This is a genomic window from uncultured Rhodococcus sp., from assembly GCF_963525155.1.
GTDB lineage: Bacteria > Actinomycetota > Actinomycetes > Mycobacteriales > Mycobacteriaceae > Rhodococcus_F > Rhodococcus_F qingshengii.
The window spans coordinates 1-24751 of sequence record NZ_CAURKP010000078.1; the positions used below are offsets into that span (position 1 = coordinate 1).

At 63.2% G+C, this 24751-nt stretch carries 27 protein-coding genes; 17 read left to right on the top strand and 10 right to left on the bottom strand.

Annotated features, from left to right (window positions below; translation table 11 throughout):
• Window positions 1-149: 149 nt before the first annotated feature.
• Window positions 150-353, bottom strand: coding sequence for a cold-shock protein (locus RWT78_RS16600; protein WP_003939930.1), 204 nt, complete (start codon window positions 351-353; stop codon window positions 150-152).
• Between the two features lie 355 nt (window positions 354-708).
• Here RWT78_RS16600 and RWT78_RS16605 point away from each other — a divergent pair, with 355 nt between their 5' ends.
• The gene (locus RWT78_RS16605; RefSeq protein ID WP_314676736.1) at window positions 709-1752 is read left to right on the top strand and encodes an ABC transporter substrate-binding protein; all 1044 of its coding nucleotides are present in this window, start codon (window positions 709-711) and stop codon (window positions 1750-1752) included.
• Between the two features lie 46 nt (window positions 1753-1798).
• Window positions 1799-2518: a dienelactone hydrolase family protein gene (locus tag RWT78_RS16610; RefSeq protein ID WP_042447001.1), complete on the top strand. Its 720-nt coding sequence runs from the start codon at window positions 1799-1801 to the stop codon at window positions 2516-2518.
• Here RWT78_RS16610 and RWT78_RS16615 read toward each other — a convergent pair whose 3' ends face one another.
• Window positions 2519-3244, bottom strand: a complete 726-nt coding sequence (locus RWT78_RS16615) for an SDR family NAD(P)-dependent oxidoreductase (protein WP_030536548.1) — start codon at window positions 3242-3244, stop codon at window positions 2519-2521.
• Between the two features lie 72 nt (window positions 3245-3316).
• Here RWT78_RS16615 and RWT78_RS16620 point away from each other — a divergent pair, with 72 nt between their 5' ends.
• Entirely contained in the window at window positions 3317-3856 is a 540-nt protein-coding gene (locus tag RWT78_RS16620) for a MarR family transcriptional regulator (protein WP_314676739.1), read from the top strand.
• Here the strand turns inward: RWT78_RS16620 and RWT78_RS16625 are convergent, their stop codons facing one another.
• The 6 genes from RWT78_RS16625 to pcaH are packed head-to-tail and all read right to left on the bottom strand — an operon-like array spanning window position 3857 to window position 9785.
• Complete coding sequence (locus RWT78_RS16625) at window positions 3857-5068, bottom strand: acetyl-CoA C-acetyltransferase (protein WP_314676741.1); 1212 nt, start codon at window positions 5066-5068, stop codon at window positions 3857-3859.
• A gap of 24 nt (window positions 5069-5092) precedes the next feature.
• The gene (locus RWT78_RS16630; protein ID WP_003940116.1) at window positions 5093-5917 is read right to left on the bottom strand and encodes an IclR family transcriptional regulator C-terminal domain-containing protein; all 825 of its coding nucleotides are present in this window, start codon (window positions 5915-5917) and stop codon (window positions 5093-5095) included.
• On the bottom strand, window positions 5914-7095 hold the full coding sequence (gene pcaD, locus RWT78_RS16635; RefSeq protein ID WP_314676743.1) for a 3-oxoadipate enol-lactonase: 1182 nt from the start codon (window positions 7093-7095) through the stop codon (window positions 5914-5916). Before pcaD ends, RWT78_RS16630 begins: the two co-directional genes overlap by 4 nt.
• A complete protein-coding gene (gene pcaB, locus RWT78_RS16640; protein WP_314676745.1) occupies window positions 7092-8420 on the bottom strand; it encodes a 3-carboxy-cis,cis-muconate cycloisomerase in 1329 nt (442 codons plus the stop codon). The genes pcaD and pcaB overlap by 4 nt, the downstream gene beginning before the upstream one ends.
• Window positions 8421-8431: 11 nt before the next feature.
• Window positions 8432-9073, bottom strand: coding sequence for a protocatechuate 3,4-dioxygenase subunit alpha (pcaG, locus tag RWT78_RS16645; RefSeq protein WP_314676747.1), 642 nt, complete (start codon window positions 9071-9073; stop codon window positions 8432-8434).
• Complete coding sequence (gene pcaH / locus RWT78_RS16650) at window positions 9066-9785, bottom strand: protocatechuate 3,4-dioxygenase subunit beta (RefSeq protein ID WP_007730015.1); 720 nt, start codon at window positions 9783-9785, stop codon at window positions 9066-9068. The genes pcaG and pcaH overlap by 8 nt, the downstream gene beginning before the upstream one ends.
• Window positions 9786-9956: 171 nt before the next feature.
• Between pcaH and RWT78_RS16655 the strand changes: the two genes are divergently transcribed.
• A complete protein-coding gene (locus RWT78_RS16655; protein ID WP_030536554.1) occupies window positions 9957-10703 on the top strand; it encodes a CoA transferase subunit A in 747 nt (248 codons plus the stop codon).
• A complete protein-coding gene (locus RWT78_RS16660) occupies window positions 10700-11347 on the top strand; it encodes a CoA transferase subunit B (protein WP_314676750.1) in 648 nt (215 codons plus the stop codon). Before RWT78_RS16655 ends, RWT78_RS16660 begins: the two co-directional genes overlap by 4 nt.
• Before the next feature lie 63 nt (window positions 11348-11410).
• Here RWT78_RS16660 and RWT78_RS16665 read toward each other — a convergent pair whose 3' ends face one another.
• Window positions 11411-12289 carry an AraC family transcriptional regulator gene (locus RWT78_RS16665; protein ID WP_314676752.1) on the bottom strand — a complete coding sequence of 293 codons (879 nt, stop codon included), beginning with the start codon at window positions 12287-12289 and terminating at the stop codon, window positions 11411-11413.
• Between the two features lie 154 nt (window positions 12290-12443).
• Between RWT78_RS16665 and RWT78_RS16670 the strand changes: the two genes are divergently transcribed.
• From RWT78_RS16670 to RWT78_RS16685, 4 genes are all read left to right on the top strand, one after another.
• The gene (locus RWT78_RS16670) at window positions 12444-13016 is read left to right on the top strand and encodes a peroxidase-related enzyme (protein WP_003940498.1); all 573 of its coding nucleotides are present in this window, start codon (window positions 12444-12446) and stop codon (window positions 13014-13016) included.
• Window positions 13017-13149: 133 nt separating this feature from the next.
• Window positions 13150-14847: a hypothetical protein gene (locus RWT78_RS16675; protein WP_314676755.1), complete on the top strand. Its 1698-nt coding sequence runs from the start codon at window positions 13150-13152 to the stop codon at window positions 14845-14847.
• Window positions 14819-15436: a sortase domain-bontaining protein gene (locus RWT78_RS16680; RefSeq protein WP_314676757.1), complete on the top strand. Its 618-nt coding sequence runs from the start codon at window positions 14819-14821 to the stop codon at window positions 15434-15436. Before RWT78_RS16675 ends, RWT78_RS16680 begins: the two co-directional genes overlap by 29 nt.
• A 26-nt stretch (window positions 15437-15462) precedes the next feature.
• Window positions 15463-16545: a M20/M25/M40 family metallo-hydrolase gene (locus RWT78_RS16685; RefSeq protein ID WP_314676758.1), complete on the top strand. Its 1083-nt coding sequence runs from the start codon at window positions 15463-15465 to the stop codon at window positions 16543-16545.
• On the opposite strand, the gene RWT78_RS16690 is transcribed toward RWT78_RS16685, so the two are convergent.
• Window positions 16506-17531, bottom strand: a complete 1026-nt coding sequence (locus tag RWT78_RS16690) for a LacI family DNA-binding transcriptional regulator (protein WP_003939717.1) — start codon at window positions 17529-17531, stop codon at window positions 16506-16508. The genes RWT78_RS16685 and RWT78_RS16690 overlap by 40 nt on opposite strands.
• A 234-nt stretch (window positions 17532-17765) precedes the next feature.
• Between RWT78_RS16690 and RWT78_RS16695 the strand changes: the two genes are divergently transcribed.
• The 8 genes from RWT78_RS16695 to RWT78_RS16730 are packed head-to-tail and all read left to right on the top strand — an operon-like array spanning window position 17766 to window position 24741.
• Window positions 17766-18608 carry a BtpA/SgcQ family protein gene (locus RWT78_RS16695; protein WP_003940276.1) on the top strand — a complete coding sequence of 281 codons (843 nt, stop codon included), beginning with the start codon at window positions 17766-17768 and terminating at the stop codon, window positions 18606-18608.
• Between the two features lie 2 nt (window positions 18609-18610).
• Window positions 18611-19510 carry a PfkB family carbohydrate kinase gene (locus tag RWT78_RS16700; RefSeq protein ID WP_050654580.1) on the top strand — a complete coding sequence of 300 codons (900 nt, stop codon included), beginning with the start codon at window positions 18611-18613 and terminating at the stop codon, window positions 19508-19510.
• Window positions 19507-20514 carry a substrate-binding domain-containing protein gene (locus RWT78_RS16705; RefSeq protein WP_019745494.1) on the top strand — a complete coding sequence of 336 codons (1008 nt, stop codon included), beginning with the start codon at window positions 19507-19509 and terminating at the stop codon, window positions 20512-20514. Before RWT78_RS16700 ends, RWT78_RS16705 begins: the two co-directional genes overlap by 4 nt.
• 2 nt (window positions 20515-20516) lie before the next feature.
• Window positions 20517-21287 (top strand): ATP-binding cassette domain-containing protein, encoded by a 771-nt coding sequence (locus RWT78_RS16710; protein WP_003939830.1) that lies wholly within the window; start codon window positions 20517-20519, stop codon window positions 21285-21287.
• Window positions 21284-22327, top strand: coding sequence for an ABC transporter permease (locus RWT78_RS16715; RefSeq protein WP_003939698.1), 1044 nt, complete (start codon window positions 21284-21286; stop codon window positions 22325-22327). The genes RWT78_RS16710 and RWT78_RS16715 overlap by 4 nt, the downstream gene beginning before the upstream one ends.
• Complete coding sequence (locus tag RWT78_RS16720) at window positions 22282-23373, top strand: phosphotriesterase (protein ID WP_228232250.1); 1092 nt, start codon at window positions 22282-22284, stop codon at window positions 23371-23373. The genes RWT78_RS16715 and RWT78_RS16720 overlap by 46 nt, the downstream gene beginning before the upstream one ends.
• On the top strand, window positions 23366-24118 hold the full coding sequence (locus tag RWT78_RS16725) for a glutamine amidotransferase (protein WP_003939869.1): 753 nt from the start codon (window positions 23366-23368) through the stop codon (window positions 24116-24118). Before RWT78_RS16720 ends, RWT78_RS16725 begins: the two co-directional genes overlap by 8 nt.
• A complete protein-coding gene (locus RWT78_RS16730; RefSeq protein ID WP_228401363.1) occupies window positions 24115-24741 on the top strand; it encodes a TenA family protein in 627 nt (208 codons plus the stop codon). Before RWT78_RS16725 ends, RWT78_RS16730 begins: the two co-directional genes overlap by 4 nt.
• Window positions 24742-24751: the final 10 nt, after the last annotated feature.

Consider the following 24751-nt stretch of genomic DNA (forward strand, 5'->3'; position numbering starts at 1 on the left):
CGCCCCCCACCGACAACAACACCCCCGACCGCCCGTGGGCAGCGTCAGATGTTTATAAGACACACCAACCGCGCTTCGGGGGGCGCCGTAAGCACACTCCCGACGCGGCCCCCCCCCTTGGGGGGGCGCCCCTCTTCTTGTGTCACTGATTAGACAGCGCGCACATTGGTGGCCTGAGGACCCTTCTGGCCCTGGCCAACCTCGAACTCCACACGCTGGTTCTCGTCGAGCGACTTGTAGCCGTTGCCCGAGATTTCAGAGTAATGAACGAACACGTCCGGTGTTCCGTCGTCGGGAGCGATGAAACCAAAGCCCTTTTCGCCGTTGAACCACTTCACGATGCCCTGTGCCATACCGATACTCCCTACAAACTCGATCCGGGCCCTCACATCGAAGTCCCGATCTCGATATGTCTATCCTCCCACGCCGCGCAAGTCGAACGGTGGGCGACGTGCAAAAGACGGTAATTCGGAAGCTTTCGAGGAGGGAATGGCAACTGATCTTCAACTGATTTTCGATGCTGGAGCGACCCGATCGCCGAAGGCAGGGACTGGTGGCTCGCCCAACTGCCTGCGGTGATAGATCAGCGGGAATGTACTTGTCCGCTCGAGAACGGTCCATTTTTATCGCTCCGATCTCTCGGAATCGCAAACGTAGGAACCCTATGGAAGATGAGGGTGGGCTAACCTCTCTTTCGCTGTGCCCTCGGTGCGCGCAGCAGACGCCGAGAAGGAGAGTGCACACGTGTACGGAACGATTCGCGAATCACCGACGACCGCTGAACTTGTGGACCAGCTCAGCCGCCGTGGGTTCTTCGGCGTCGGCGCGGCGGCAGCGGCCGCCATCCTTGCCGGGTGTTCGACTACATCAGATGCTTCTGATGCCGGCGAACAACGTGAGGTGATCAATGCGCTCGGAACCACCACGATCTCGGGAAAGCCGGAAAGGATCGTTGTTGCCAGCGACTTCACGGATCTGGAATTCCTGCTCTCGCTCGGCGTTCACCCAGTCGCCTACGGCAACACAGGATCGTGGGACCGCGGTTCACTGCCTTGGCAGAGCACCGCGGGAATAGCCGACCTCGAAAGCTTCGGCACCACAGGCGAAATCAACCCGGAAATCATCGCGCGCTACTCGCCGGACCTCATCATCGGAATGAAGACTTATCTCGAACCGGCAGCCGAGAGGCTCAGTCAGATCGCGCCGGTCATCGCGCTGGACTGGACCACCTCGTGGCGTGACGGCGTCGCCACGGTCGGGCAGGCCGCTTTTGTCGACGAGGCTGCTGCTGCAGCGATCGCCCGGACCGACGCTCTGATCTCCGACACCGCAGCTTCCCTGAACGGCTTGGGTGGCAAGACGATCATGATCGGCTCGATGTACGGCGATCAGTTGTATGTGCAGGGGGATGCCAGTGCGCCCGGGGTTCTGCTGCGCGAACTCGGACTCGACTATCGCGGATACAACGCCGAGCAGATGACTGCGCTGTCGATGGAGCAGGCGGAGGTACTCGCACCCGCAGACATTTTGCTCAGCCTCGCTTCTGATCAGGAAGCGACGACGAGGTTGGAGAACTTCGCAGTTTTCCAGAACCTCCCCGCGGTGAAGGCGCGAGCCTATGCGCCGGTCGAACTTCTGCTCTCGAATGCCTTTGTCGACAATTTCGGTCCACTGAGCGCACCGTACGCCTTGCCGCAGCTCGCCGAGGTCTTGACCGGGCTTGCGGCGGGCCAGGGAAAACAACTCCCCTGACCTCGCTTCCGAGCGTACGGACCCTGCGTCGGCCTAGCATCGAAACATGGTGGACATAGATCTGACGGGCCGCGCCGCAGTAGTCGGCGGATCACAACCGCTGCGAGCGATACTCGAAACCCCCACTACCCCCGGCCCGTGGCCGGGGGTAGTGATGATTCACGAGGCCTTCGGGCTCGAGGAGGTGATGCAGCGGCAAGCCAAGCGGCTGGCCGCTGCGGGGTTTTTGACGCTTGCTGTCGACCTCTACAGCGCGGGCGGGGCGAAGCGGTGCCTCGTGCCCACCATGACGTCGATGCTTCGAGGACACGGCAAGGCGTTCACCGACATCGAAGTCGCTCGCAGTTGGCTTGTGGAATCCACGGACTGCACCGGAAAGATCGGGGTCATCGGATTCTGCATGGGCGGCGGCTTCGCGATGGTCAGCGCCGGAGATTTCGACGCTGCCTCGGTGAACTACGGTCAGCTTCCGCGCAAACTCGATGAGGCCGTGGTGGATGCGTGCCCGATCGTCGGGAGTTTCGGAGGCAAGGACTTTTCGCTCCGGGGCGCGGCAGCGAAGCTGGAGACGGCGCTCAGCAATGCCGGTATCGAGAACGACGTCAAGGAGTACCCCACCGCCGGCCACGCGTTCCTCAACGACGCGGAGGCCGGACCCAAGGTGCTTCGTCCTTTGGAGCGCATCCTCGGAATCGGTCCCGATCCAGTTGCAGCGCAGGATGCCTGGAAGCGAATCGACTCGTTCTTCGAGCGCCACCTGGCGTGATCAGCGACTGGTTCTCTCACCGCCGTTGACTGCCAATACCTGACCGGTGATCTGCCGGGCACCCGGTGAGGCCAAGAAATGGACGGCTGATGCGATGTCGTCCGGGGTTCCGGCGCGCTTGGTGCTGGTGGATTCGATCAGCATCGCGCGACGCTCGTCCGTCAGAAAGTCCCGGAAGAACTCGGTGTCGGCGATGTAACCGGGGGAGACGATGTTCGCCGTGATGCCTTCTGGGCCCAGTTCGGCGGCCAGATCGACATTCCACGTCGCAACTGCTGCTTTGGCAGCGCCGTACGCTCCAGCTCCCTTGTCGGCGGCAATCGATCCGATGGTGATGACGGCACCGCCACTGGGGATTCGATCTCGAACTGCTGCTGTGGTCAACACTGCCGAGATCAGATTGGAGTCCAGATTGGCCCGCCACCCGGCGGCCAGGGATTCCAGATCTGACGGCGCTTCGCGATCGAAGTCCGTGTTACCGCCGGCGCAGTGCACCACGACGTCGATGGTTCCCGGAAGTGAATCCTGCAGCCGCTTCAGGTCTTTCGGGTCGGAGTTGTCACAAGTCAAGGCGTGAACATTATCGCCCAACTCCTCCGCGGTCTTTTCGAGTGGTTCCGTGCGTCGGCCGGTGACAAAAACGGTGTCTCCGTCTCGGGCGAACGCCGCTGCAACTGCGCGTCCGATCCCTGTTCCGCCGCCGGTTACCAGAACTGTGCGTGTCATGCCTACCTCCGTGAGCTACGTTTAGACCTATACGAAGAACGTATCATTTAGAGCTAAACGAGGTGTGCAGTGGTGGGCGACTACAACCCGGACGACGCGGTGGACGCGGTTGCCTTGGCGTGGCTTCGCGAAAGGCCGGGCACGCCCGTGGAGGGTATCGGCATCGTCACCAGGCTGTGGATGTGCGCCAAGCTGCTCGGTGAGGATCGCCGACGGGTACTCGCCTCGGCCGGTGCGGACACCGCGACTCTGGACCTGCTCAGTGTCCTGCGGCGATCCGGCGAGCCGTATCAGTTGACGACTCGCCAGATCACCGAGCAGACCGGAGTCACGGCCGGTGCAATCTCGCAGCGACTCGCGCGCGCGGAGAACGCGGGTCTGGTGGAGAGGTCTTCCGCCGCGGAAGGGTCACGAATAGTGCTCGTGACCCTCACTGCCGCCGGTCACGGACTGGTGGAGCAATTGGTGGACCGAGTCCTCGGCCGTGAAGCCGAACTGACGTCGATTCTCACCGAGCAGCAGCAGGCCGACCTCACCGACCTGCTGCGTGTCTTTCTCGACGGCCTACGCGGCGAACTCGGTGACTCCGGCGTCCCGCACGTCGGGGCTTGATCAGGACAGGCGCTCGAAGACCGCAGCCAGGCCCTGCCCGCCGCCGATGCACATCGTCTCGAGGCCGTAACGCGCTTCGCGACGGTCCATCTCGCGCAACAGGGTGGCCAGGATTCGTCCACCCGTGGCACCGACCGGATGTCCGAGGGAGATGCCGGAGCCGTTGGGGTTGATGCGCGGGTCGTCGGCCTCGAGATTCCAACTCTGCAGGACTGCAAGTGCTTGTGCCGCAAAGGCTTCGTTGAGTTCGATGACATCCATGTCCGCCACGGTCAATCCGAGGCGGCCGAGTGCCTTCTCCGACGCCGGGACGGGACCGATGCCCATGGTGCGCGGGGGAACTCCGGCAACGCTCCAACTTGCCAGGCGTGCGAGGGGGCGCAGTCCGAGTTCGCGGGCTTTGTCTGAGGTGGTGACGATCGCCATCGCTGCGCCGTCGTTCTGGCCGCTGGCATTACCTGCCGTCACGGTGGAGTCCGGATCGATCTTTGCGCGCATGGGACGAAGGCGTGCAAGCGATTCCATCGAAGTGTCGGCCCGCGGATGCTCGTCGGTGTCGACGAGCAGGGCCTCACCCTTGCGCTGCGGAACGGATACCGGAACGATTTCCTCGGCGAAGACGCCGTTCTTCTGTGCGGCAACGGCACGCTGATGCGACTGCACCGCGAGTGCGTCCTGATCTTCGCGACTGATGGAGAACTCGGCGCGCAGGTTCTCTGCCGTTTCGATCATTCCGCCGGGAACCGGGAAGTCACGTCCGCCGGCTGTCACGCGGGCGCGCGCGAGACGATCGCTGAGCGCAACACCTTCACCCTTGACGCCCCAACGCATTCCGGTTGCGTAGAACTCGGCCTGGCTCATCGACTCGGCACCGCCCGCGAGGACCAGGTCACTGCCACCGGACTGAACCTGCATGACGGCCTGGATGACTGCCTGTAATCCCGACCCGCACCGGCGATCCACCTGCATGCCAGGAACGTCCACACCTAGACCCGCGTTGAGCGCCGCGATGCGTCCGATCGCAGGAGCCTCACCGTTCGGTGAAGCCTGGCCGAGGATGACGTCGTCGATCTCCGCGCCGGAAATGCCGGTACGCGTGACGAGTTCGGTGATCAGCGTCGAGGCGAGATCTTCCGGGGCAACGTCGCGGAATACACCGCCGAAGCGGCCGACAGGGGTGCGGAGCGGTTCACAGATGACAACGTCAGGCATTGGTTCTTCCTTGGGTCTGCTCGGTCAGCGGGTCGCTGCCGAGTGATTGTTGGACGACTGAGTACGTCCGAGATCGACGGAGATTGCGTCTGCGGTGGCGACTGCGGCCGGAACCAGTTCACCGCGAACAGCTTCGGCGCTGTAGCGGGCAGCCTGGGTGGAGATGTTGACGGCCGCGACCACGTCACCGGTTGCGTCCCGGATGGGTGCGGCAAGAGAGCGCAGACCCTCTTCGAGTTCTTGATCGACTATCGCGAATCCGTCGGCGCGAATCTTCTCGAGTTCGGCGCGTAGTCCGTCGGCCGTGGAGATGGTCTTGCCGGTCAGGCGGGCGAAGGACACTCGAGAGAGGTATGCGTTTAATGCGTCGTCGGGTAGGCCCGCGAGCAGGACCCTGCCCATGGACGTCGCATAGGCGGGAAAGCGCGTGCCGATGGTGATGGACACCGTCATGATGCGGCTGACCGGAACACGAGCCACGTAGACGACGTCGTCACCGTCGAGGATCGACACGGACGTGGATTCACGGACCTTGGCGGACAAAGCTTCCAGATGCGGCCCGGCAATCTCGGGGAGAGACAGACTGGACAGGTAGCTGTAGCCGAGTTCGAGGACGCGAGGCGTCAACCAGAACACCGAACCGTCAGTACGTACGTATTCGAGTTCGACGAGTGTGAGCAGGAAGCGGCGAGCGGTCGCACGCGTGAGATCGGTGTGCCTGGCAACCTCGCTGAGGGTGCGACGCGGGTGCTCACCGTCGAAAGCCTTGATGACGGAAAGCCCACGGGCCAGCGACTGCACGTAGTCCGGGGACGGTCCCGGCGCCTGCTCGCTGCTGTTCTCACTCATGTTGTCTCGTTCTCCTCAGGTTCGGCCGAGAGGTCCGCGAGTGCTTGCTTTCCCAGCGCAAAAGCCAAGTTGCTGTTCGGCACACCCGCGTAGACCGCGGTATGGAGAAATACTTCCACGAGTTCGTCGGGATCGATCCCGGCACGCAGCGCAGCGCGAATGTGCATGTCGAGTTCGTGTTCGTTGCCGACGGCGGTGAGGATCGCGAGAGTGAGGAGCCTGCGGGTGTGGTGATCGAGGCCGGGGCGCGACCAGATGTCACCCCACGCCGTGCGAGTGATGAAGTCCTGGAAAGGGGCGGTGAACTCGGTGGCACCGGCAATGGAACGGTCGACGTGGGCGTCGCCGAGCACCTGGCGTCGTACGGTCATGCCGGCCGACACCGCGGCGCTACGTTGGGCGAGCGCAGATGTGTGCGAGGCAATATGCGTTGCAAGTAGTTTGGTGACGCGCCCGGCTTGTTCGACGTTGGCGAGGTGTGCGCCGGGATCAACGACGTGCAGTACCGCGTCGGCGATACCGTCGGCGATCGCGCTCAACGTCGCCGGAGGCGTCGCCGGATCCTGCTCGCCAGCGATGAGGAGCGTCGGAGCGACGATGCGTGCCAGGTCGTTGCGGCCGTCCCACGTCGAAAGCGCCTCGCAGCAGGCGGCATAGCCCTCGTCGGGTGTGGCTTCGACCATTGCGACGTGGCGGGCAACTAGTTCCGGATCGTTGTCGGCCAGTCCCGGCGTGAACCAGCGTCCGACGACGGCGGCCGCGATTGACGCGATACCGTCCGCACGGACAGCCCGAGCACGATCGATCCACGGCTGAGCCGGGGCGAACTGCGAGGACGTGCACATCAAGGTCAACGTCTCGACGCGAGTGGGGTGGTGTGCGGCGATCCACTGGCTGACAGCGCCGCCGAGGGAGAGCCCGACGAGATGTACGGACTCGAGTTCGAGCGAATCGAGGAGAGCGATGACATCGCCGGCGAGATCGGCAATGGAGTAGGGGCCCGCAGGCACCGGTGACTTGCCGTGGCCGCGATGGTCGACGGCGATGACGCGGTAGCGATTCGACAGCGCGTGAATCTGCGGCTGCCACATGGACAGATCGGATCCGAGTGAACCCAGGAGAACCACTGCCGGGGCATCGAGATTGCCGGTCTGCTGAAAGTTGAGCGCGACGCTCATCGAGATCCTCCTGTGGGGCGTTCGGCGAGGGCGCGGTCGACCAGATCGGTGGCGTGGCCCAGATAGTGTGCGGGGTCGAGTAGTTCGGCGATCTCGGTTTCGCTCAGGTGCTCTGCGATGGCGGGATCACGATCCAATCTGGTTCCGGAAGTGGCTGCCGCGGTGACGATGTCGCGCGCTCGATCAGTGTGTGCGGACAGGGCCTTGGTGACACGCTCGGCGAGAATCAGGCCACCGGTGATGTCGAGATTGCGAGCCATCGACTCGGTGTGTACTTGCAGGCCGGTGAGGCTCACGGAAAGCTGGTGCGCCGCTCCGCCTGCCAGACGCAGGAGATCGGTGACGGTTTCCCACTCGGCGTGCCAGGGGCCTGCGGCGCGAGCGAATTCGTGATCCATGTTCGACAGGGCTGTGGCCACCAGCGCGGGAGCACGTCGCGCTGCCGCGCGGGCGGTGATCGCGGCAACCGGATTCTGCTTGTGCGGCATGGCCGATGAGCCGCCCGGAGCGCTCTCGGCAACCTCGGACAGTTCGGTGGACGCCATGACGGTGATGTCGGTGGCGGGCTTGGAAACGGCGCCGGCGACGATACCGAGTGTGGTCGCGAGTTCTGCGATAGTCACGCGGTCGGTGTGCCAGGGAGTGACCTGCCTGGCCAGGCCGAGTTCGTCGGCCAGCGCGTCGGCGATCCTGAGCCCGTCGGGATACAACGCAGCGAGTGTTCCTGCGGCTCCGCCGAATTGAACCGGCAACGTGGACAATACGATCTCGAGGCGAATCGCTGCGGCGTCGAGTGCGGTGAACCAACTCGATGCCAGTAGCCCGAAGGTGGTCGGAAGTGCTTGTTGTCCCAGGGTTCTCGCGACCATCGGAGTAGAGCGATGGATGCGGGCGAGGTGGGCGGCGGAATCGGCGGCGCGGGTCAGGTCGGCCAGAACCACCGCGCCCGCGCGTCGCGTCAACAGCATCAGCGCACAGTCCATGATGTCCTGACTGGTGGCGCCCGGGTGCACCACGGAGGCAGGCACACCTTCCTGTCCCACCCTTTCGCGCAGCATCTTCACCAGCGGAATGACGGGATTTCCGCCGGCGGCCGACGCGCGGCCGAGCGCCACGATGTCCAGACCGCCCGGTTGTGAGAGTTCGGCCGCGGCAGCAGCCACCGCGGCGCAATGTTCCCCGTCCGCCAATCCGACAGTGGCCATCGCACAACTCAGTGCGGCCTCCACGTCGAGCACCGCGGTGACCCACGCCTGGTCGGACAGGTGCTCCGATACGCGGGTGGCCCCGAACACCGGGTCGAACAGTGCGCCGCGAGTGGGCATGTGTACTCCTCTTACAGCTCGAAGAAGGGCGTCTCGACGCCGTTCGCGTCCTCGTCCTGAACATAGACCGTCCAGGAGTACCCACCGTCGACCTTGGTTGCAACCAACTTCGCGCGTTCGGTTTCGCTCAGTGACGACAGCACCGGATCTGTTGCGTGTGCGTCGGTGTCCTCGGGGAAGTACAAGCGGGTGACCAGGCGGTCGAGCATGCCGCGAGCGAAGACCGACACGTTCACGTGTGGGGCCTCGTCCGCATCCGTTTCAGTGGGCTGCGCACCGGGCTTGACAGTGTGGACCAATGCAGTGCCCGTGGGATCCGCTGCGCTGCGGGCGAATCCGCGAAAACCAGCCGGAGTGAGCTCCACTGCGCCACGGGGATCGTCCGGATGGTTGAAGCGTCCGAGCGTATCGGCCTGCCATGTTTCGATCATCGCGTCGGCGACGGGTGTACGGGCGCCGTCGATCACCGTGATGGCCAGCGTGATTCGTCCGGGGGCATCGGCGGGAGCGGCGTCGGGGCCGTCCGTCCAGGGGAGGCCGATGTGCCAGTACGGCCCGACGGTCTGAGAGGGCGTGACACCGAAGGGGGCGGTGGTGAAGTCGCCGGGGACGACCGGATAAGTGGGTGCGGGCTTCGCGGTGTGATCAGTCATCGTGGTCTTCCTCGTTCTCGAATACGGAGGCGTTACGGCCGCGCAGGACGATGTCGAAGCGGAACCCGAGAGCCCAGTTGGGGACTGTGGCGTCGTAGTCGAAGACGCTGACCATGCGGTGACGTGCTGCTTCGGGTACCGCGTTGTAGATCGGGTCCTGGAAGAACATCGGATCGTCGGGGAAGTACATCTGCGTCACGAGGCGCTGCGTGAATGCCGTGCCGAACAGCGAGAAATGGATGTGTGCCGGTCGCCAGGCGTTGTCGTGGTTCATCCACGGGTAGGCGCCCGGCTTGATCGTGGTGAAGCTGTAGTGGCCGTTCGCGTCGGTGACGCAGCGACCCAGGCCGTTGAAGAACGGATCCAGCGGCGCGGGCCAGTTGTCGCCGGTGTGGCGGTAGCGTCCACCGGCGTTGGCCTGCCACACCTCGAGCAGTGTGTGGGGGACGGGTTTTCCGTCGCCGTCGAGTACGCGGCCGTGAACGACGATGCGCTGTCCCTGTGCTTCGCCGCCGTTGGCAATGGTCAGGTCGTTTTCGCCGGCGCCGACGCGATCCTCGCCGAATACCGGCCCGGTGAGCTCCGTGAGCCGCTGGGGGAGCAGCTTCAGCGGCTGCTTCGGGTGGCGAAGGGAAGTCGTCTTGTAGTCCGCGAAATCGGCCGGGGCGTTGACGCCAGTCGGCCGCTGGTACCTCGGCGGTAGATGCAGCATAGGGAACCTCGTCGTTCGGTTACGTGAAGTTGTTCGCAATGTGTACATGTGTTGCGCTCTGCGAACAGAATAGTTCGTAGATGTGACCCAGGCAATGCCGGGGGCGAAAAATGTTCGTTATGCGGACGGGGGTTCACAATACGTACGGGTCGCGCTACTGTGATCGACATGATGGACAAAGTCATTCCCACTGCTGCCGAGGCCGTCGCCGACGTGCCGGACGGCGTCACGATCGCTGTCGGAGGTTTCGGGCTCGTCGGAGTGCCGGAAATCCTCATCGATGCGCTCCTCGAGCAGGGCGCGACATCACTCGAAACGGTGAGCAACAACTGCGGCACCGACGGGTTCGGGCTCGGAGTGCTTCTGGAGAAGGGGCGTATCCGTCGTACTGTCAGCTCGTACGTCGGCTCCAACAAGGAGTTCGCGCGTCAGTACCTTTCCGGTGAGCTGGAAGTCGAACTCACGCCGCAGGGCACGCTCGCCGAGCGCATGCGCGCCGGGGGAGCGGGCATCCCCGCGTTCTTCACCCCGGCCGGCGTCGGCACCCAGGTCGCCGACGGCGGCCTGCCACTGCGTTACGACGGCAGCGGCGGCATCGCAGTTGCCAGTCCGCCCAAGGAAACTCGTGACTTCGACGGCGTCACCTACGTGATGGAGCGCGGCATCGTCGCCGACTATGCACTGGTCCATGCCTGGAAAGGTGACCGGCATGGCAACCTCGTCTACCGCGCGAGTACCCAGAACTTCAATCCGGCTGCAGCAACGTCGGGGCGCATCACCATTGCGCAGGTCGAGCACCTCGTAGAGCCGGGTGAGCTCGACCCCGCCGAGATCCACACGCCGGGCATTCACGTTCAGCGTGTTGTCCACGTCGGCCCCGTGACGGTCGGCATCGAGAATCGGACGGTACGAGCATGACTTCTGTACTACCCACCAAACTCACCCGCGAAGAGATGGCGGCCCGCGTCGCGCGCGAACTCGAGGACGGGCAGTACGTGAACCTCGGCATCGGTATGCCGACGCTGGTTCCGAACTACCTCCCGACCGATATCACCGTTGTATTGCACTCGGAGAACGGCGTTCTGGGCGTGGGGCCGTACCCGACCGAGGACGAACTCGATCCCGAGCTGATCAATGCGGGCAAGGAGACCATCACCGTTCTCCCCGGTGCGTCGTTCTTCGACTCCTCAGCGTCGTTCGGCATGATCCGCGGCGGCCAGGTCGACGTTGCCGTGCTCGGTGCCATGCAGGTCAGTGTCACCGGAGACCTCGCGAACTGGATGATCCCTGGCCACATGGTCAAAGGCATGGGCGGCGCGATGGATCTGGTCCACGGCGCAAAGCGCGTCATCGTGATGATGGAGCACGTCTCGAAGAAGGGTGAGCACAAGATCGTCGAGAAGTGCTCGCTTCCGCTGACCGGTAAGGGCTGCGTCCAGCGAATCATCACCGACATGGCCGTGATCGACGTGACTGACGACGGTCTCCGCCTGGTGGAGACGGCGCCGGGCATCAGCGTCGAGGACGTGGTTGCTGCTACCGGAGCGAAACTGATTCTTTGACAGTCTGTTTCATCTGATGGCTCAGCCGCCGGGTCGTGACTTCCATCCGACCTGGCGGCTGTTTTACGCCCCGACGTCGCTCAGTTCGCTCTCGACCGGAATCCAGAGCTCGAACCGTGCGACGGTGAAATCGTCGTTGTATTCGGTACGCATGATCTCGGGACCAGGTACGGAGCGAAAAGGGTTGGCAGGGAACCATTCCGTGTAGATATCTCGCCACAAATACTGCACAGATTCGATTTCCGACCCGTCGGCGGTGAAGACGGCCCACGTGTGTGCGTCGACCGTCAGCACATCGAAACCCGTGGGTGAAGGTTTGCCGGTGACCACTCCCAGGTAGTAATCCAGTTCTGTGCCTTCGGTTCTGGGATTCGCCAAATTGTCGACGACACTGACGATTCCCGCCGGGTCCTGATCGGAGAGCTCGCGCAACCCTCGCAACGCAACCTTGTCCACGGAGCGGGTGAAATCTTCGATCGCAGAATTGGGACCTTCGTGAACCAATGGAACCCGGGTCTTGAACCCGACTACCGTCAGGGCAGGTTTGTCCACAAGCATGTAGTCCATCGGTGTGGCTCCTTCCAGTGTCACGTGAATGACAAGTTTCTGTTGGGATTTGAGAACGGCGGGAGCGCGTTTGACCGCGCCGGGGCTCACGCCGTGAAATGCGGTGAACGCTCGTGTGAAGGCCTCCGCGGACGAGTAGCCGTACTTCACGGCGGTCTCCAACACTCCTGATCTACTGACGGACAACTCGGCACCGGCCAGGGTGAGTCGACGTCGACGGATGTATTCGGATACGGGAATGCCGGCCAGGGCCGAGAACATCCTCCGAAAGTGATACTCCGAGGTGGTTGCCAGCCTTGCCATCTCGGCTGTCTCGATCTCGCCGCTCAGATTGCTTTCGATGTAGTCGAGCGCGCGGTTCAGTCCGTCGATCATCGTGTCTTCCTGTTCACGGGTTTCACGCTACGCAGATCACTTGGGCCGTACCCGACTATCCATGCCCGAAAAAGTAGGGCAGGAAATGCATCTGGACAACTCAGTTAATCATCATTATCTTGAATCGAACATCGATGGTTGACCAGGAGGCATAGTGAGCACCCGTTTTCCGCAGGCTGAATTGACCGAGGTGCCCGAGGACATCGCCGCCAAGATTCTCGAGATCCAGGAGAAGTCGGGGTTCGTGCCCAACGTCTTCCTGATGTTCGCTCGACGGCCAGCCGAGTTCCGGGCATTCTTCGCATACCACGACGCGATCATGCTCAAGGAAGATTCCGCACTCACCAAGGGTGATCGAGAAATGATCGTCACGACGATCTCTGCGGCCAACAAATGTACGTACTGCGTTGTCGCGCACGGCGCAATTCTGCGTATCTACGAGAAGAAGCCGCTGGTTGCCGACCAGGTTGCGGTCAACTATCGCACCGCAGAAATCTCCGATCGTCAGCGCGCGATGCTCGACTTCGCCACCAAGGTGAACTCCGCCTCGCACGAAATCGCCGACGCCGACTTCGACGCCCTTCGTGTGCACGGCTTCGGCGACGAGGACGCGTGGGACATCGCCGCGATCACTGCATTCTTCGGGCTGAGCAATCGCATGGCGAGCTTCTCCGGCATGCTGCCCAATCCGGAGTTCTACCTGATGGGGCGCGTTCCGCGGTCCTGATTCCTGCGACTCGAACATAAGCTTTCAATTTTTCGGACCGACCGGTCGTAACGTCTGGAACTCAGCCGACGAAGTAAAGGCCGTCCACGCCGGAATTGCCGTCTTCGTAAAGAAGGCCGAAAGGTTGAGCGCTATGTCGGAGAAGTCCATCGCCCATTCTCGGAGGGTCCGCTCTGCGGCCGCCGGTGCCGTACTAGCTCTCGGATTGGCGGTGGGCGGCACAGGAATTGCATCGGCAGAGCCCGAAACCGTGTGTACCCCGAGTGCCGATCCGCTGGTGACCTGCGCCGAGGAAGAGGCAGCTGCCACCACCGACGCCGACGCGGCGACGAGCACCGAGACCACACCCGAGAAGGTTGAAGCCGGGGTCGCGGGCGCGGGCAGTGCCGAAACCGCAGGTACGGACGCCGCAGCACTGGCGGAAGCCGAAGCAAAAGCCAAAGCAGCAGCCGACGCGGCAGCGAAGGCCGCCGAAGCAGCCGCGACGGCAGGGGTCGACTCGTCCGCAGCGACAGACACTTCGGTGAAGGCGACCGAGGCAATGACTCAGGCGAGCGTCGAGGCAACCAAGGCGGCGGTCGAATCGACCAAGGCCAAGGCGGAGGCAGGGGCCGCGGAACAGTCCGCCAAGGAAGCTGAAGAGGCAGCCAAGGTTGCGGAGTCCGCGGCGGCCGATGCGAAAGAGGTAGCAAAAACAGCTCAGGCAGAAGCAGACGCGGCCGCAGCCAAGGCTGCTGAACTCGAGGAAGCTGCGAAGGCCGCCGGTTCGGGGCCCAAGACCGAAGAGGCAGCAAAGGCGCGCGCCGAGGCTAATGCTCTGCAAGCCAAAGCCGATGAGGCGAAGGCTGCCGCGGATGCAAACGCCAAGCTGGTTGCGGACAAGAACAAGGAAGCCGAGGAAGCCTTCAAGAACTGGGATTTCGCGAAGGCAGCCGTCGCTAAGGCTCAGGCGCTGGCCGCCGCATGGAACGCCAAGCAGCTCGCGATCACCGTCAAGGAAACTCAGAAGGTGGCCACCGCCGCTGAAACCACGGCCAAGGCAGCCGAGTCCGCAGCTGCCACCGAGGTAGAAGCTGCTACCGCCGCCCGTAAGGCCGCAGATGAAGCGGCGGCTACTGCGGCTTCCGCACAGAAGGACGCCGACGCTGCGCAGAAGGCCGCGGAGACGGCGCAGGCCGAGGCCGATGCTGCAGGGGAGGCTGCCACCGACAAGCGAGCAATCGCCGACGAAAAGGCTGCCGAAGCCGCCAAGAAGGCCGAAGCTGCCGAAGTAGCGAGTAAGAAGGCGCAGGATCTCTACCTGGCCGCCGAAGACGCGAAGGCGGCGGCCGACGCCGCAGCAGCAAAGGCAAAGGAAGCTCAGGCCGCCGCAGCCGCCGCAAAGGCCGAAGCGGATGCAGCGCAGAAGATCGTCGACGAGCTCAAGGCAAAGGGCGAGAAGGAGATCGACAACGGAACAGGCGTCGGCGGTGAGGTGATCATCGGTGAGCACACTGACGACGGCTCCGGGGTCACGAAGGTCGACGAGACCACCGCTGTAGTGAACAAGACCGGCGTCAAGCTGGTCGGCTACTACAACAACAAGGGAGCCTTCGACGTCGTCGACTACTACGTCACCGATGCCGACGGCGATCCGGCGCTCGCCGGAAGCCTGCCCCCGGTCGACCTTGCTCTCGGTGACACCGCAAGCAGCAGCACCAGCGGTAGCAGCAACTCCAACCTGCCGGCTGTATTGATCGGCGTCGGAGTCGTGGGCGCTGCCGCCGCAGCAGCTACGACGGTGGTTGTTCGTCGCAAGCGTCATGACGGCCCGGGCAACACGTCTGCGTAGCGCCGGCCTCTCGGCGGTAGCGATCCTCGCCCTCCTCGCATCCGGATGTTCGGGCGAGAACGCAGGATCGCTACCAGACCGCTCGCCGGTGCAGTCGCATATCGCGGCTGCACCGGCTTCGGTGACCGTCGATCCGGCAGAACCCGAGCGGATCGAGTTGAGGTCTGCGTCCGGGGTTACGTACCTGAGCAGTCCGTTGCACTCGGAGAAACTGATGCGCGGCGGCGAGAGTGGGCAGCAACTGAATCCCGTCGACGAACTGCCGGTGTGGTGGGGTGAAAGCGGAATGCCGGGAACGTCGACCACACAAACAGTTGTCGTGGTCGGCCACAACTACACCACTCGCGAAGCACCGTTCCGGGCGCTCCGGGTAGTGGAGTCGGGCGATCGAATTCTCCTGGGTACACCGAACGGCACACTCGAGTACGACGTCGAAACAGTCGGGCCGCTGCACAAAGGTTCGCTGCTGGGCGCTCACGAGTTGCGCGAATCGGTTCCGGGACGGCTGATCCTCGCCAATTGTGATGTCGTCGAAGGAGAGTCGACCGACGACAATTACGTCGTCATCGCCCAGCTGGCAGCGCACTGAATCCGTGGCAGTGCAAGAATAGGTACATGGATTCCCTCGGACTTCTCTCGGAACTGGTAGCTCTCGACACGGTCTCGGGGGAGGCCGCTCCTCAACAGCGGGCGATGGATTCGATTGTCTCGTTGGTTCTCTCACGTGCGCCACAGGCGAAGGTGGAGTCAGACCTGACCGGCAATCATCCCTGGGCCTTGATCACCAACGAAGCTGCACCCTTGGCAGCCAGACTACTGTTCGCCTGCCACGTGGACACGGTGCCAGTGGGCACTGTCTCCGACTGGGAGTTCGACCCGTACGCCGCACAGGTCGACGGCGAATTGTTCCTCGGCAGAGGGACATCGGATATGAAGGCAGGCCTTGTTGCCGCTACTGCCGCGGTTGTCGACGCTTTCGAACGTGGAGTCCCGGTCGCACTACTGCTGACGAGCGACGAGGAAATCGGATCGCTCGGGGCTGTTCGTTCGGCCGACGCCGTGGCGAATCTCGAGGTCGGGGCTGTCATCGTTCCCGAGGCGACCGGCAATCGCATCAACCTGGGGCACCGCGGCGCATTGTGGCTCGAAGTGTCCGTCAAAGGAAAAGCCGCGCACGGGAGTACACCGCAGCGAGGAACTAACGCCGTCCTCAAACTGCTTGACGTCGTCGACCGAGCCCGGCGTGAGCTTCCGCTGTCGTCCGACGCGTTTCTGGGTGCCGAAACCTGGAACCTCGGCTTGGTCGGCGGGGGTTCGGCTCCGAACATCGTGCCGGACAGTGCACGTGCGGTGATCGATCACCGCACGGTGGGAGACGGCGCCGACCTGCTCGCGTGGTGGCGAGCCCAACCAGAAGTCGACTCGGTGGAGACGTCGATTCATCTGGGAGGTGTGCGTACCGACGCGTCGGACCCGTGGTTGGCGACCCTGCCTACCCCTGTTGCAACCGAACCGGTTTCGTACTTCACCGACGCTTCGGTACTGGCCGCCGCCGCCCCTGGTGCTCCCGTCGTGATCTGGGGCCCTGGCACTCCCTCGCTGATGCATGCGGCCAACGAAAGCGTCAAGGTTTCCGAACTGGACGATGCGATCGCTGCTTACGGTGCGGTTGCCGCCGCTTGGCCGACGGTGGACTGACGGACAATCAGTTCAGGAGCAAGCGCGATGTGGGCTGTCGACTCGGAAGAGTTGTTCATCGCCTGATCCAGAAGTCGCACAGCTTCTTCCGCGATTCTTTCCTGCGGCTGCCCGACGGTGGTCAACGGCGGGTTGCACAATTCGGAGAATGGGATGTTGTCGAAACCGGTGACCAGAACGTCGCCGGGAACGTCGATGCCCAATGTGTGACACGTCTGCAACACGCCAAGTGCGATCAAGTCGTCGGCGCAGACCAGGGCGTCGGGGCGAGTTTTGCCGGTCAGGATGATGTTGGATGCCGTGCGCCCCCACTCGATCGAGTACTCGCCGAGTTGTGTCCACTCGTCACGAGTTTCGATGCCCATTCGATCCGCGTGGCGGAAGAAGCCGGCCCGGCGAAGTTCTGTTGACGAATTGGTCAGCTCGGAACTGATGAAGGCGGCTGATTGCGCGCCACGCTCCGACAGATGCTCCATCACCAGGGATTGAGCGGCGTCGTCGTCGACGCCGACCCAGTCCGTCTGGGTATCCATTGCAAACCGGTCCAGTTGAACGACCGGAAGCGTTGCCGCGCTGGCTCGGACGGCTTCGGCACTCAGTTCGCCGTGGCACGGGCTGATGATGATTCCGTCCACTTGCCGGGAGACGAGCGACTTGAGTCGCTGCGCTTCCACGTCGGGATCGGAACGAGAATCGCACAGGAACAGTTGTAGGCCGCGCCGAGCGAGGACGTGTTCGACGTTGACCACCAGCGAAGTGAAGAAGGGGTTCGCGATACTCGGAACCACCATTCCGACAGTGTCCGTCCGATTACGACGCAGTGAGCTGGCGATGATGTTTCCCGAGTATCCGAGAGAATCCGCGGCTCGTTTGATCGTCGCTGCAAGCTCGTCCGAGACAGGGCGGGAGCCGGACAGTGCCCGCGACACGGTGGCCGTCGAGACCCCGGCCAGTTCCGCGACATCGCGAATGGTCGCCTTGCGCATGCGTCCCCCGTTTTCTGCTCGATTCGGGTCCGAGGTTATCGAACCGCACGGTCCAGTGTCCCGCATGTAACGCGATTGAGGCAATCGTTTACAAATTCGAATTGTGAAATCCTTGACACAACCCGGTGTTGATCGCATAACCTGCTAATTCATCAAGGCAATCGATTACATCGTGTGCAGATCTTGTGCATGGACATACAGCGCAAATCTTGCGCATGGAATGGGGTAGCTGAAGTGACCGCATCACCGCTCGGAGTCTTTCCGCCCAAGCCCTCGGCGCTGGCAGAGATGTTCACCGGCACGCCATCTCTCATCGGGGCCATTCACCTCCCGGCCCTGCCGGGCAGCCCGCACTACACCGGGCAGCCGGTTTCGGAAATTGCTCGCTTCGCCGTCGAGGAAGCACACGCGTATGTCGACAACGGTTTCGACGGTGTGATCGTCGAAAATCACTGGGACATACCGTTCCTCAAGCCCGGCGAACACGGATACGAAACCGCCGCCAGCATGGGAGTCATCACGGCAGCGGTGGTCGGCGAGTTCGGCAAGGCGGTCGGCGTCAGCATCCTGTCCAACGCCGGCGAGTGCGGAGTGGCCGCAGCGTGGGCGGCAGGCGCGAGTTTTGTGCGCGTCAATCAGTGGGCAAATGCCTACATTGCCAATGAGGGATTCATCGAGGGTCAGGCGGCCAAGACGACGCGCTTCCGCCATCGCATCGGCGCCGACCCGGTCCGGATCTTCGCTGACGTGCACGTCAAACACGGTGCGCATGCCATTGTCGCGGACCGCACTGTCGCGGAACAGACCGAAGACGCCGAGTTCTTCGACGCAGATGTTCTGATCGCGACGGGTTCGCGCACCGGTGACGCCGCTTCGGTCGACGAGGTTTCCGTGATCCGAGACAACACCGTTCTTCCGGTGATCATCGGCTCCGGCATCACGGCTGCCAATGTCGCAGCGCTGATGAAGGAATGCGACGGCGCGATAGTTGCATCCTCGGTGAAGGACAATGGACGCTGGTGGGGACGGGTCGCAGGCGAGAAGGTCCGCGAACTGTCCCGGGCCGCAGGAAAGTAACCATGATTGTCTTTTGTGGATACGCCAACAACGATGTGACGGTACATGTCCCACACGTACCGGTACTCGGTGAGCGCGTTCAGGCAACGGCCATCAGTCAGATCGACGGTGGAATGAATGCAAATGCTGCGGTATCCGCGGCCAGAATGGGCGCGCAAGTGATCTTTGCCGGTGCCGTGGGCCCGGACGCGCGGTCCACCGAGTTTCTCGAAGCCCTCGAGGCAGACGGCGTCGACACCAGTTGGTCGCCGCGAGATGCGTTCCTGTCGACGGCAGTTGTTCTCATCGCGCAGGACGGCGATCGCTCCATCATCAGCCAGGACGACCCGAACGATGCCGAACGCATCGGAGTTGTCGTCACCCGATTGGCCGCTGCCGGCGGTGGACGACTGTTCCTCGACGGATACCGTGCGGTCTTCCTCCCGGATGAACTACCGGGAAGCGTAAGTCTGGTAATCGATCTGGACGGTTGTGAAAACAAAGCCGCGGCACTGCGCGCGTTCGCTCTGGCCGACCACGTCGTCGTAGGGCGTGCCCTGTGGGAAGGCGAGTTCGGGATCGGTTTCGACCAGTGGCAGACTCTGGCCGCCGAGCACCACACCCATCTGCTGGTGACCGACGGCTCGCGAGGTTGGACACTGGCCACACCGGACGGCGAGGTGACGAGCGAACCGGCAGTAGCGGTCGACGTCGTCGATGCAGTCGGGGCCGGTGATTGCTTCGGCGGTACGTACATCGCTTTTGTCGACGCCGGGCGCTCACCGGTGGACGCCGCACGACTCGCCGGGGCATCGGCTGCATTGGCTTGCGCCACCGCAGGCCCCCGCGGATGCCCCACCCGAGATGAATTGGACAGCTTCACAGCAACATTGACCCCTCACACCCTTTTGGAGACTCGATGATGAAACGTGCATTGCCTCTGGCGCTGGGAGCTGCAGTCGCGCTCACGCTCACCGCTTGTGACTCGGCTTCGTCGAGTGACTCGAAGGACGCATCGGGGGGCTCGTCCATCCCGCAGCCGACCCGGGTCGCCGAAAGCTGTGACGGGACGAACGGCAAGCTCAAGGTCGGTCTGGTGACCATCAACCTCCAGGCGCTGTACTTCAACCAGATCAACAATGCCGCGAAGAACGTCGCGGACAAAGCAGGCGTCGACCTGCAGATCATCAGCGGCAACGACGATTCCGTCGCGCAGGCCAACGCCTTCGACAATCTGATCGCCGCCGGAGTCGACGCGATCATCGTCGATGCAATCGACACGGACGGAATCAAGCCGTCGGTGGTCAAGGCCAAGAACGCGGGCATCCCCGTGGTCGCGGTCGACGCGACCATCGACGATCCGGCACTGTCGACTCAGGTCGGTACGGCCAACGCCGAGGGTGGTGCCAAGATCGGAAACACCTTGGCCGACGTCGCGAACAACACCGGAACGGTCGGTATCGTCGGCGCGCTCAACAGCACGGTCCAGTTGGAGCGGCAGAAGGGCTTCACGGAGACCGTGACCGGCCGCGGAATGACCGTCGGCACCGTCGTGGACGGACGTAACATTCAGGAGAACGCACAGACCGCAGCGGAGAACCTGCTGACCGGCGGTGGCGACATGAAGTACGTCTACGCAACCGGTGAGCCGGCACTGATCGGTCTCGTCGCGGCGGTCAACAGTCAGAAGGCGCAGGATCGCATCGAAGCAGTCGGTTGGGATCTTTCGGATCAGGCGGTAGGCGGACTCAAAGCCGGTTGGCTTAAAGGCGTGGTCCAGCAGAACACCTTCGAATTCGGCCATGAGGCAATGAATTCGGCAATCGACCTGGCTTGCGGACGCGGCGCTCCGGCAAACATCCCGGTTCCCACCCAGATCGTGACCCCGGAGAACGTGGCCGACTACATGTACTACTTGGAGAAGTAATCATGGCACCTCCACTGATCGAACTCTCGGGCATCACCAAGTCGTACGGACCGGTGAAGTCCCTTCAAGGAGTGGACCTTCGGCTGGCGAAGGGTGAAGTACTCGGAGTGGTCGGCGACAACGGCGCCGGTAAGTCCACTCTGATGAAGATTCTCGCCGGTGCGGTTCAGCACGACGGCGGCGAAATGCGCGTCAACGGTGAACCAGTGCGCTTTTCGACGCCTCTCGACGCCCAGCAGAAGAAGATCGGAATCGTCTACCAGGATCTGGCTCTGTGCGACACGCTGGACGTCGCCAGCAATCTGTTCCTCGGCAGAGAACCGCGAAAAGGCCCCTTCCTCGACCGGCATGCCATGCACGAGAAGGCGGCTCACATTCTCGCCGACCTGCATGTCAAGGTGAAGTCGACCTACCAGGAGATCGGGCAACTGTCCGGCGGACAGCGGCAAACCGTCGCGATCGCCCGCGCAGTCTCCTTCCGCCCAGACGTACTGATCCTCGACGAGCCCACCGCAGCGCTTGCCGTCGCCGAGGTCGAGTCGGTGCTCAAGCTGATCACGGACGTCGCAGCGGCCGGCGTGGGCGTCATTCTCGTGACACACCGCCTGCAGGACCTGTTCCGCGTGTGTGACCGAATCACGGTCATGTACGAGGGGCAGAGTGTCGACGACGTTCCGATCGGCGACCTCAACATCGAGTCCCTCGTCGGACTCATCACTCGAACTCCGGTGCCGCAACGGACATCGGCAGCAACACAGGGAGCCACGGCATGACCACTCTCGAGAAGACCCAGGCGCCGATCGAGCGCAAGCTCGCCGCGAAACCCTCCTTGTGGGACAGCGTCAACAAGCCCACCCTCGCGATGCTGGCGGTGACAGTTGCTGTCGCAGCCGTCTTCTCGGCGACCACGTCGTCGTTCCTGACATTCACGAACCTGTCGAACCTGGCAACCCAGATCGCTCCGGTTCTGATCATCGCGGTGGCGATGACTTTCGTGATCACGGCAGGTCAGATCGACCTGTCCGTCGGTGCGATCGTCGCGTTCGTCGCGGCGATGAGTGCCGAGCTTATCCAGGCCGGCGTCGATTCGTCCCTGGTCTTCGTCGCCGCCCCGGTGATGGGTGCGGCCTGGGGCCTGGTCAACGGATGGCTCGCTGCCTATCAGGGCATTCCGCCGTTCATCGTGACTCTGGCGACGATGTCCGTCATTCGCGGTATCGCGCTGTATCGGACCGAAGGATTCTCCGTTCCGGTTCCTGCCGACACTTACTTCGCGAAGCTCGGAACTGCTGAGTTCCTCGGGTTCTCCGCCAGCGCCTGGATTGCTCTCGTCGTCGTGGTCATCGGAGCAATTGCGCTCAACCGCATGCGCTTCGGGCGCTATGTCACCGGTATCGGCTCCAACGTCGAATCCGTGCGACGGTCCGGCGTCAACACGCGTCGTGTGCTCATGATGACGCTCGTCTTCACCGGCTTGGCTGCCGGTATCGCGGGACTGCTGATCGCGGCTCGACTGGGCTCGGGTTCGGCCAACTCCGCAACGGGATTCGAGCTCACCGTGATCACCGCGGTGGTTCTCGGTGGCACCAATCTCTTCGGCGGTCGCGGCACCGTGATCGGTACCGTCATCGGCGCCGTCCTGACCGGAATCATCGCCAACGGATTGACCCTGCTCGGCGTGAGCCCGTTCCTGACGCCGATCATCACCGGTGTCGTTCTGCTACTGGCCATCTGGATCAACATGCGCGGACATACACTGAGCGCGCTGTGGCGACACCTGCAGTCCGCACCGTCGGGGCCTGCACGCTCATGAGCAAGGTTCGTACTGTCACGGGAACCGTGGACAGCTCGGAACTCGGACTGGTTCTCCCACACGAACATCTGCACAACGACGTCACCGGGGCGTACACCGAGGCCCCGGATCCGGTTGTGGCACAGCGGTTGGCCGGTCCGGTACGCGCCGAGGATGCCTGGCTTCTTCACGACAATCCGTATTACAGTCTCGACAATTGTCGAGTCGACGACGGATCGGCCGTGGTGGAAGACCTTGCGGACTTCGCCCGCCTCGGTGGTCGGACGATCGTCGATCTGACACCGCCGGGACTGGGCCGGGCACCGGAGAAGTTGGCGGAGTTCTCGCGAAAGTCAGACGTGCGAGTGATCATGGGTTCAGGGTGGTACCTCGAGACGACCCATCCGGTCGAGGTCCACGAACTCGGTGTCGACGATCTGGCAGGTTCGCTCGTCGAGGAGTTCGATCCGGCAAAGGAATTGGCTCCTGGCGTGATCGGGGAGATCGGAGTCTCCCCGCTCTTCACTCAGAACGAGGCGAAAGCGTTGCGGGCGGCATGCATCGCCCAGCGCGAGGTGGACGTGCCCCTGTTCGTCCACCTTCCGGGCTGGCAGCGCGTGGGACATCACGTCGTCGACATCGTGGTCGACGAGATGGGCGTCGATCCGCAAGCAGTGGTCCTGTGCCACATGGACCCGTCCGGACACGACGCCGACTACCAACGATCGCTCGCCGACCGCGGTGTCTTTCTCGAGTTCGACATGATCGGGATGCCTTTCGATTTCCCCGGCGAGGGTCTTTCTCCGCATCCGGCGGAAACAGCCACTGCGGTAGCCGGATTGGTCACCTCCGGTCACGCATCACAGCTCCTGCTCAGTCACGACCTCTTCCTCAAATCAATGCTCAGAAAGCACGGCGGAAACGGATTCTCCTACGTACCACTCGCCTTCGCCGCCCGATTGGTGCGCGCAGGCGTAGATCCCCAGCAAGTGTCCGCACTGATGCGAGACAACCCGAGGTCGCTCTTCGAGCAGGCCGCGAAAGGAAACAGAAGCAGTCATGGGTAAACGAGTACTGATCGCCGGCGAGAGCTGGATGACGACGTCGACGCACGTCAAGGGCGTCGACGAGTTCAGCGTCCATTCCTACGTCGAGGGTGTCGGTCCGCTTCGGGATGCGCTCACCTCACGTGGCCACGACGTGACACACATGCCCGCACACCTGGTGCCGACGCAGTTCCCCGGTACCGCAGAAGCGTTGTCCCAGTTCGACGTCGTCGTTCTCTCCGACATCGGAGCGAACTCGCTGCAGCTGGCTCCCGGCGTGTTCGACCAGTTCCGCGCCGGCGAGGATCGCCTTGTCGCGCTTCGTGACTGGGTGAACGCCGGCGGCTCACTGATGATGATCGGTGGTTACCTCTCGTTCTCCGGGTTCCAGGCGCGAGCAGCTTTCCGCCAGACCGCGATCGCCGAGGTACTGCCCGTGACGATGCTGGCCGAAGACGATCGCGTCGAGACACCGGCTGGGATCGTTCCCACCGTCGTCGATGCTGCTCACCCGGCTCTCGGTGGTGCCGGCGATTCCTGGCCGGCGCTCCTGGGATACAACCGCGTCGTCGCGAAGGACGGTGCCGTGGTTCCCGCCACCATCAACGGCGATCCGCTTGTCGCTGCCGGTGAATACGGCGCCGGACGGTCGATCGTCTTCACCTCGGACTGCTCGCCGCACTGGGCTCCGCCGGAGTTCTGTGAGCAGTGGCCCGGATACACCGACCTGTTCGACGGCTTGATCAGTTGGGTCGCCGGCGAATGAGTCGCTCCTCAGACCTGCTCGCGCGGCAGCAGAGTAATCTCGCTGCCGCGCGGGCGGTTCCATTCATCGAGGACACCATCGGCGGGACGTTGAGTGATGAGGGATTCCGCCGGTACCTCGTGATCGAAGAGGCATTTGTACTGACGGCCGTCAAGGTGTTGGGGTTGGTGGTCGCCGAATCCCCGACGCTCGACGACGCGCTCGACCACGTGACGTCGATGTCGAACCTGGTGGGCGAGCAGCGCGAGTATTTCGCGCACTTGCGTTCCCGCTTCCCGTACGAGGGTGACGCAGCGGCGCTGGTCGAGGAGTCGGCCGTGCTGTCCACGCACGCCTTGGCCCTCGCTCGCGAAGAGGGGAGGGCGGCGGCCCTGGTTGGTATGTACGCCGCGGAAACCCTGTATCTGTCGTGGTGCCGGGAGGCGGCGGCAGTGAAGGTAGATCGCGAACCAGCGTTGCAGGACTGGGTGGACATGCATGTCGCTCCGCCGTTCGTGTCCCAGGTGGCGGTGCTGGCGTGCGAAGTGGACGCCATGCCGAAGTCAGTGAGCGACGAGGACCTGGATCGGTGGTTCTCGGGCATGCTGGCCGCAGAGATCGATTTTCACAACGTGGTGGTGTGAGCTACTGCTG

What these genes read in the sequence shown, in the direction of transcription:
- RWT78_RS16610 (WP_042447001.1), top strand. Translation starts at nt 1,799, where the DNA reads ATGGTGGACATAGATCTGACGGGCCGCGCCGCAGTAGTCGGCGGATCA.
- pcaD (WP_314676743.1), bottom strand. Translation starts at nt 7,095, where the DNA reads ATGAGCGTCGCGCTCAACTTTCAGCAGACCGGCAATCTCGATGCCCCG.
- RWT78_RS16615 (WP_030536548.1), bottom strand. Translation starts at nt 3,244, where the DNA reads ATGACACGCACAGTTCTGGTAACCGGCGGCGGAACAGGGATCGGACGC.
- RWT78_RS16685 (WP_314676758.1), top strand. Translation starts at nt 15,463, where the DNA reads ATGGATTCCCTCGGACTTCTCTCGGAACTGGTAGCTCTCGACACGGTC.
- RWT78_RS16630 (WP_003940116.1), bottom strand. Translation starts at nt 5,917, where the DNA reads ATGAGTGAGAACAGCAGCGAGCAGGCGCCGGGACCGTCCCCGGACTAC.
- pcaG (WP_314676747.1), bottom strand. Translation starts at nt 9,073, where the DNA reads ATGACTGATCACACCGCGAAGCCCGCACCCACTTATCCGGTCGTCCCC.
- RWT78_RS16665 (WP_314676752.1), bottom strand. Translation starts at nt 12,289, where the DNA reads ATGATCGACGGACTGAACCGCGCGCTCGACTACATCGAAAGCAATCTG.
- RWT78_RS16680 (WP_314676757.1), top strand. Translation starts at nt 14,819, where the DNA reads ATGACGGCCCGGGCAACACGTCTGCGTAGCGCCGGCCTCTCGGCGGTA.
- RWT78_RS16625 (WP_314676741.1), bottom strand. Translation starts at nt 5,068, where the DNA reads ATGCCTGACGTTGTCATCTGTGAACCGCTCCGCACCCCTGTCGGCCGC.
- RWT78_RS16660 (WP_314676750.1), top strand. Translation starts at nt 10,700, where the DNA reads ATGACTTCTGTACTACCCACCAAACTCACCCGCGAAGAGATGGCGGCC.
- RWT78_RS16730 (WP_228401363.1), top strand. Translation starts at nt 24,115, where the DNA reads ATGAGTCGCTCCTCAGACCTGCTCGCGCGGCAGCAGAGTAATCTCGCT.
- RWT78_RS16690 (WP_003939717.1), bottom strand. Translation starts at nt 17,531, where the DNA reads ATGCGCAAGGCGACCATTCGCGATGTCGCGGAACTGGCCGGGGTCTCG.
- RWT78_RS16710 (WP_003939830.1), top strand. Translation starts at nt 20,517, where the DNA reads ATGGCACCTCCACTGATCGAACTCTCGGGCATCACCAAGTCGTACGGA.
- RWT78_RS16600 (WP_003939930.1), bottom strand. Translation starts at nt 353, where the DNA reads ATGGCACAGGGCATCGTGAAGTGGTTCAACGGCGAAAAGGGCTTTGGT.
- RWT78_RS16725 (WP_003939869.1), top strand. Translation starts at nt 23,366, where the DNA reads ATGGGTAAACGAGTACTGATCGCCGGCGAGAGCTGGATGACGACGTCG.
- RWT78_RS16700 (WP_050654580.1), top strand. Translation starts at nt 18,611, where the DNA reads ATGATTGTCTTTTGTGGATACGCCAACAACGATGTGACGGTACATGTC.
- pcaB (WP_314676745.1), bottom strand. Translation starts at nt 8,420, where the DNA reads ATGCCCACTCGCGGCGCACTGTTCGACCCGGTGTTCGGGGCCACCCGC.
- pcaH (WP_007730015.1), bottom strand. Translation starts at nt 9,785, where the DNA reads ATGCTGCATCTACCGCCGAGGTACCAGCGGCCGACTGGCGTCAACGCC.
- RWT78_RS16675 (WP_314676755.1), top strand. Translation starts at nt 13,150, where the DNA reads ATGTCGGAGAAGTCCATCGCCCATTCTCGGAGGGTCCGCTCTGCGGCC.
- RWT78_RS16705 (WP_019745494.1), top strand. Translation starts at nt 19,507, where the DNA reads ATGATGAAACGTGCATTGCCTCTGGCGCTGGGAGCTGCAGTCGCGCTC.
- RWT78_RS16715 (WP_003939698.1), top strand. Translation starts at nt 21,284, where the DNA reads ATGACCACTCTCGAGAAGACCCAGGCGCCGATCGAGCGCAAGCTCGCC.
- RWT78_RS16655 (WP_030536554.1), top strand. Translation starts at nt 9,957, where the DNA reads ATGGACAAAGTCATTCCCACTGCTGCCGAGGCCGTCGCCGACGTGCCG.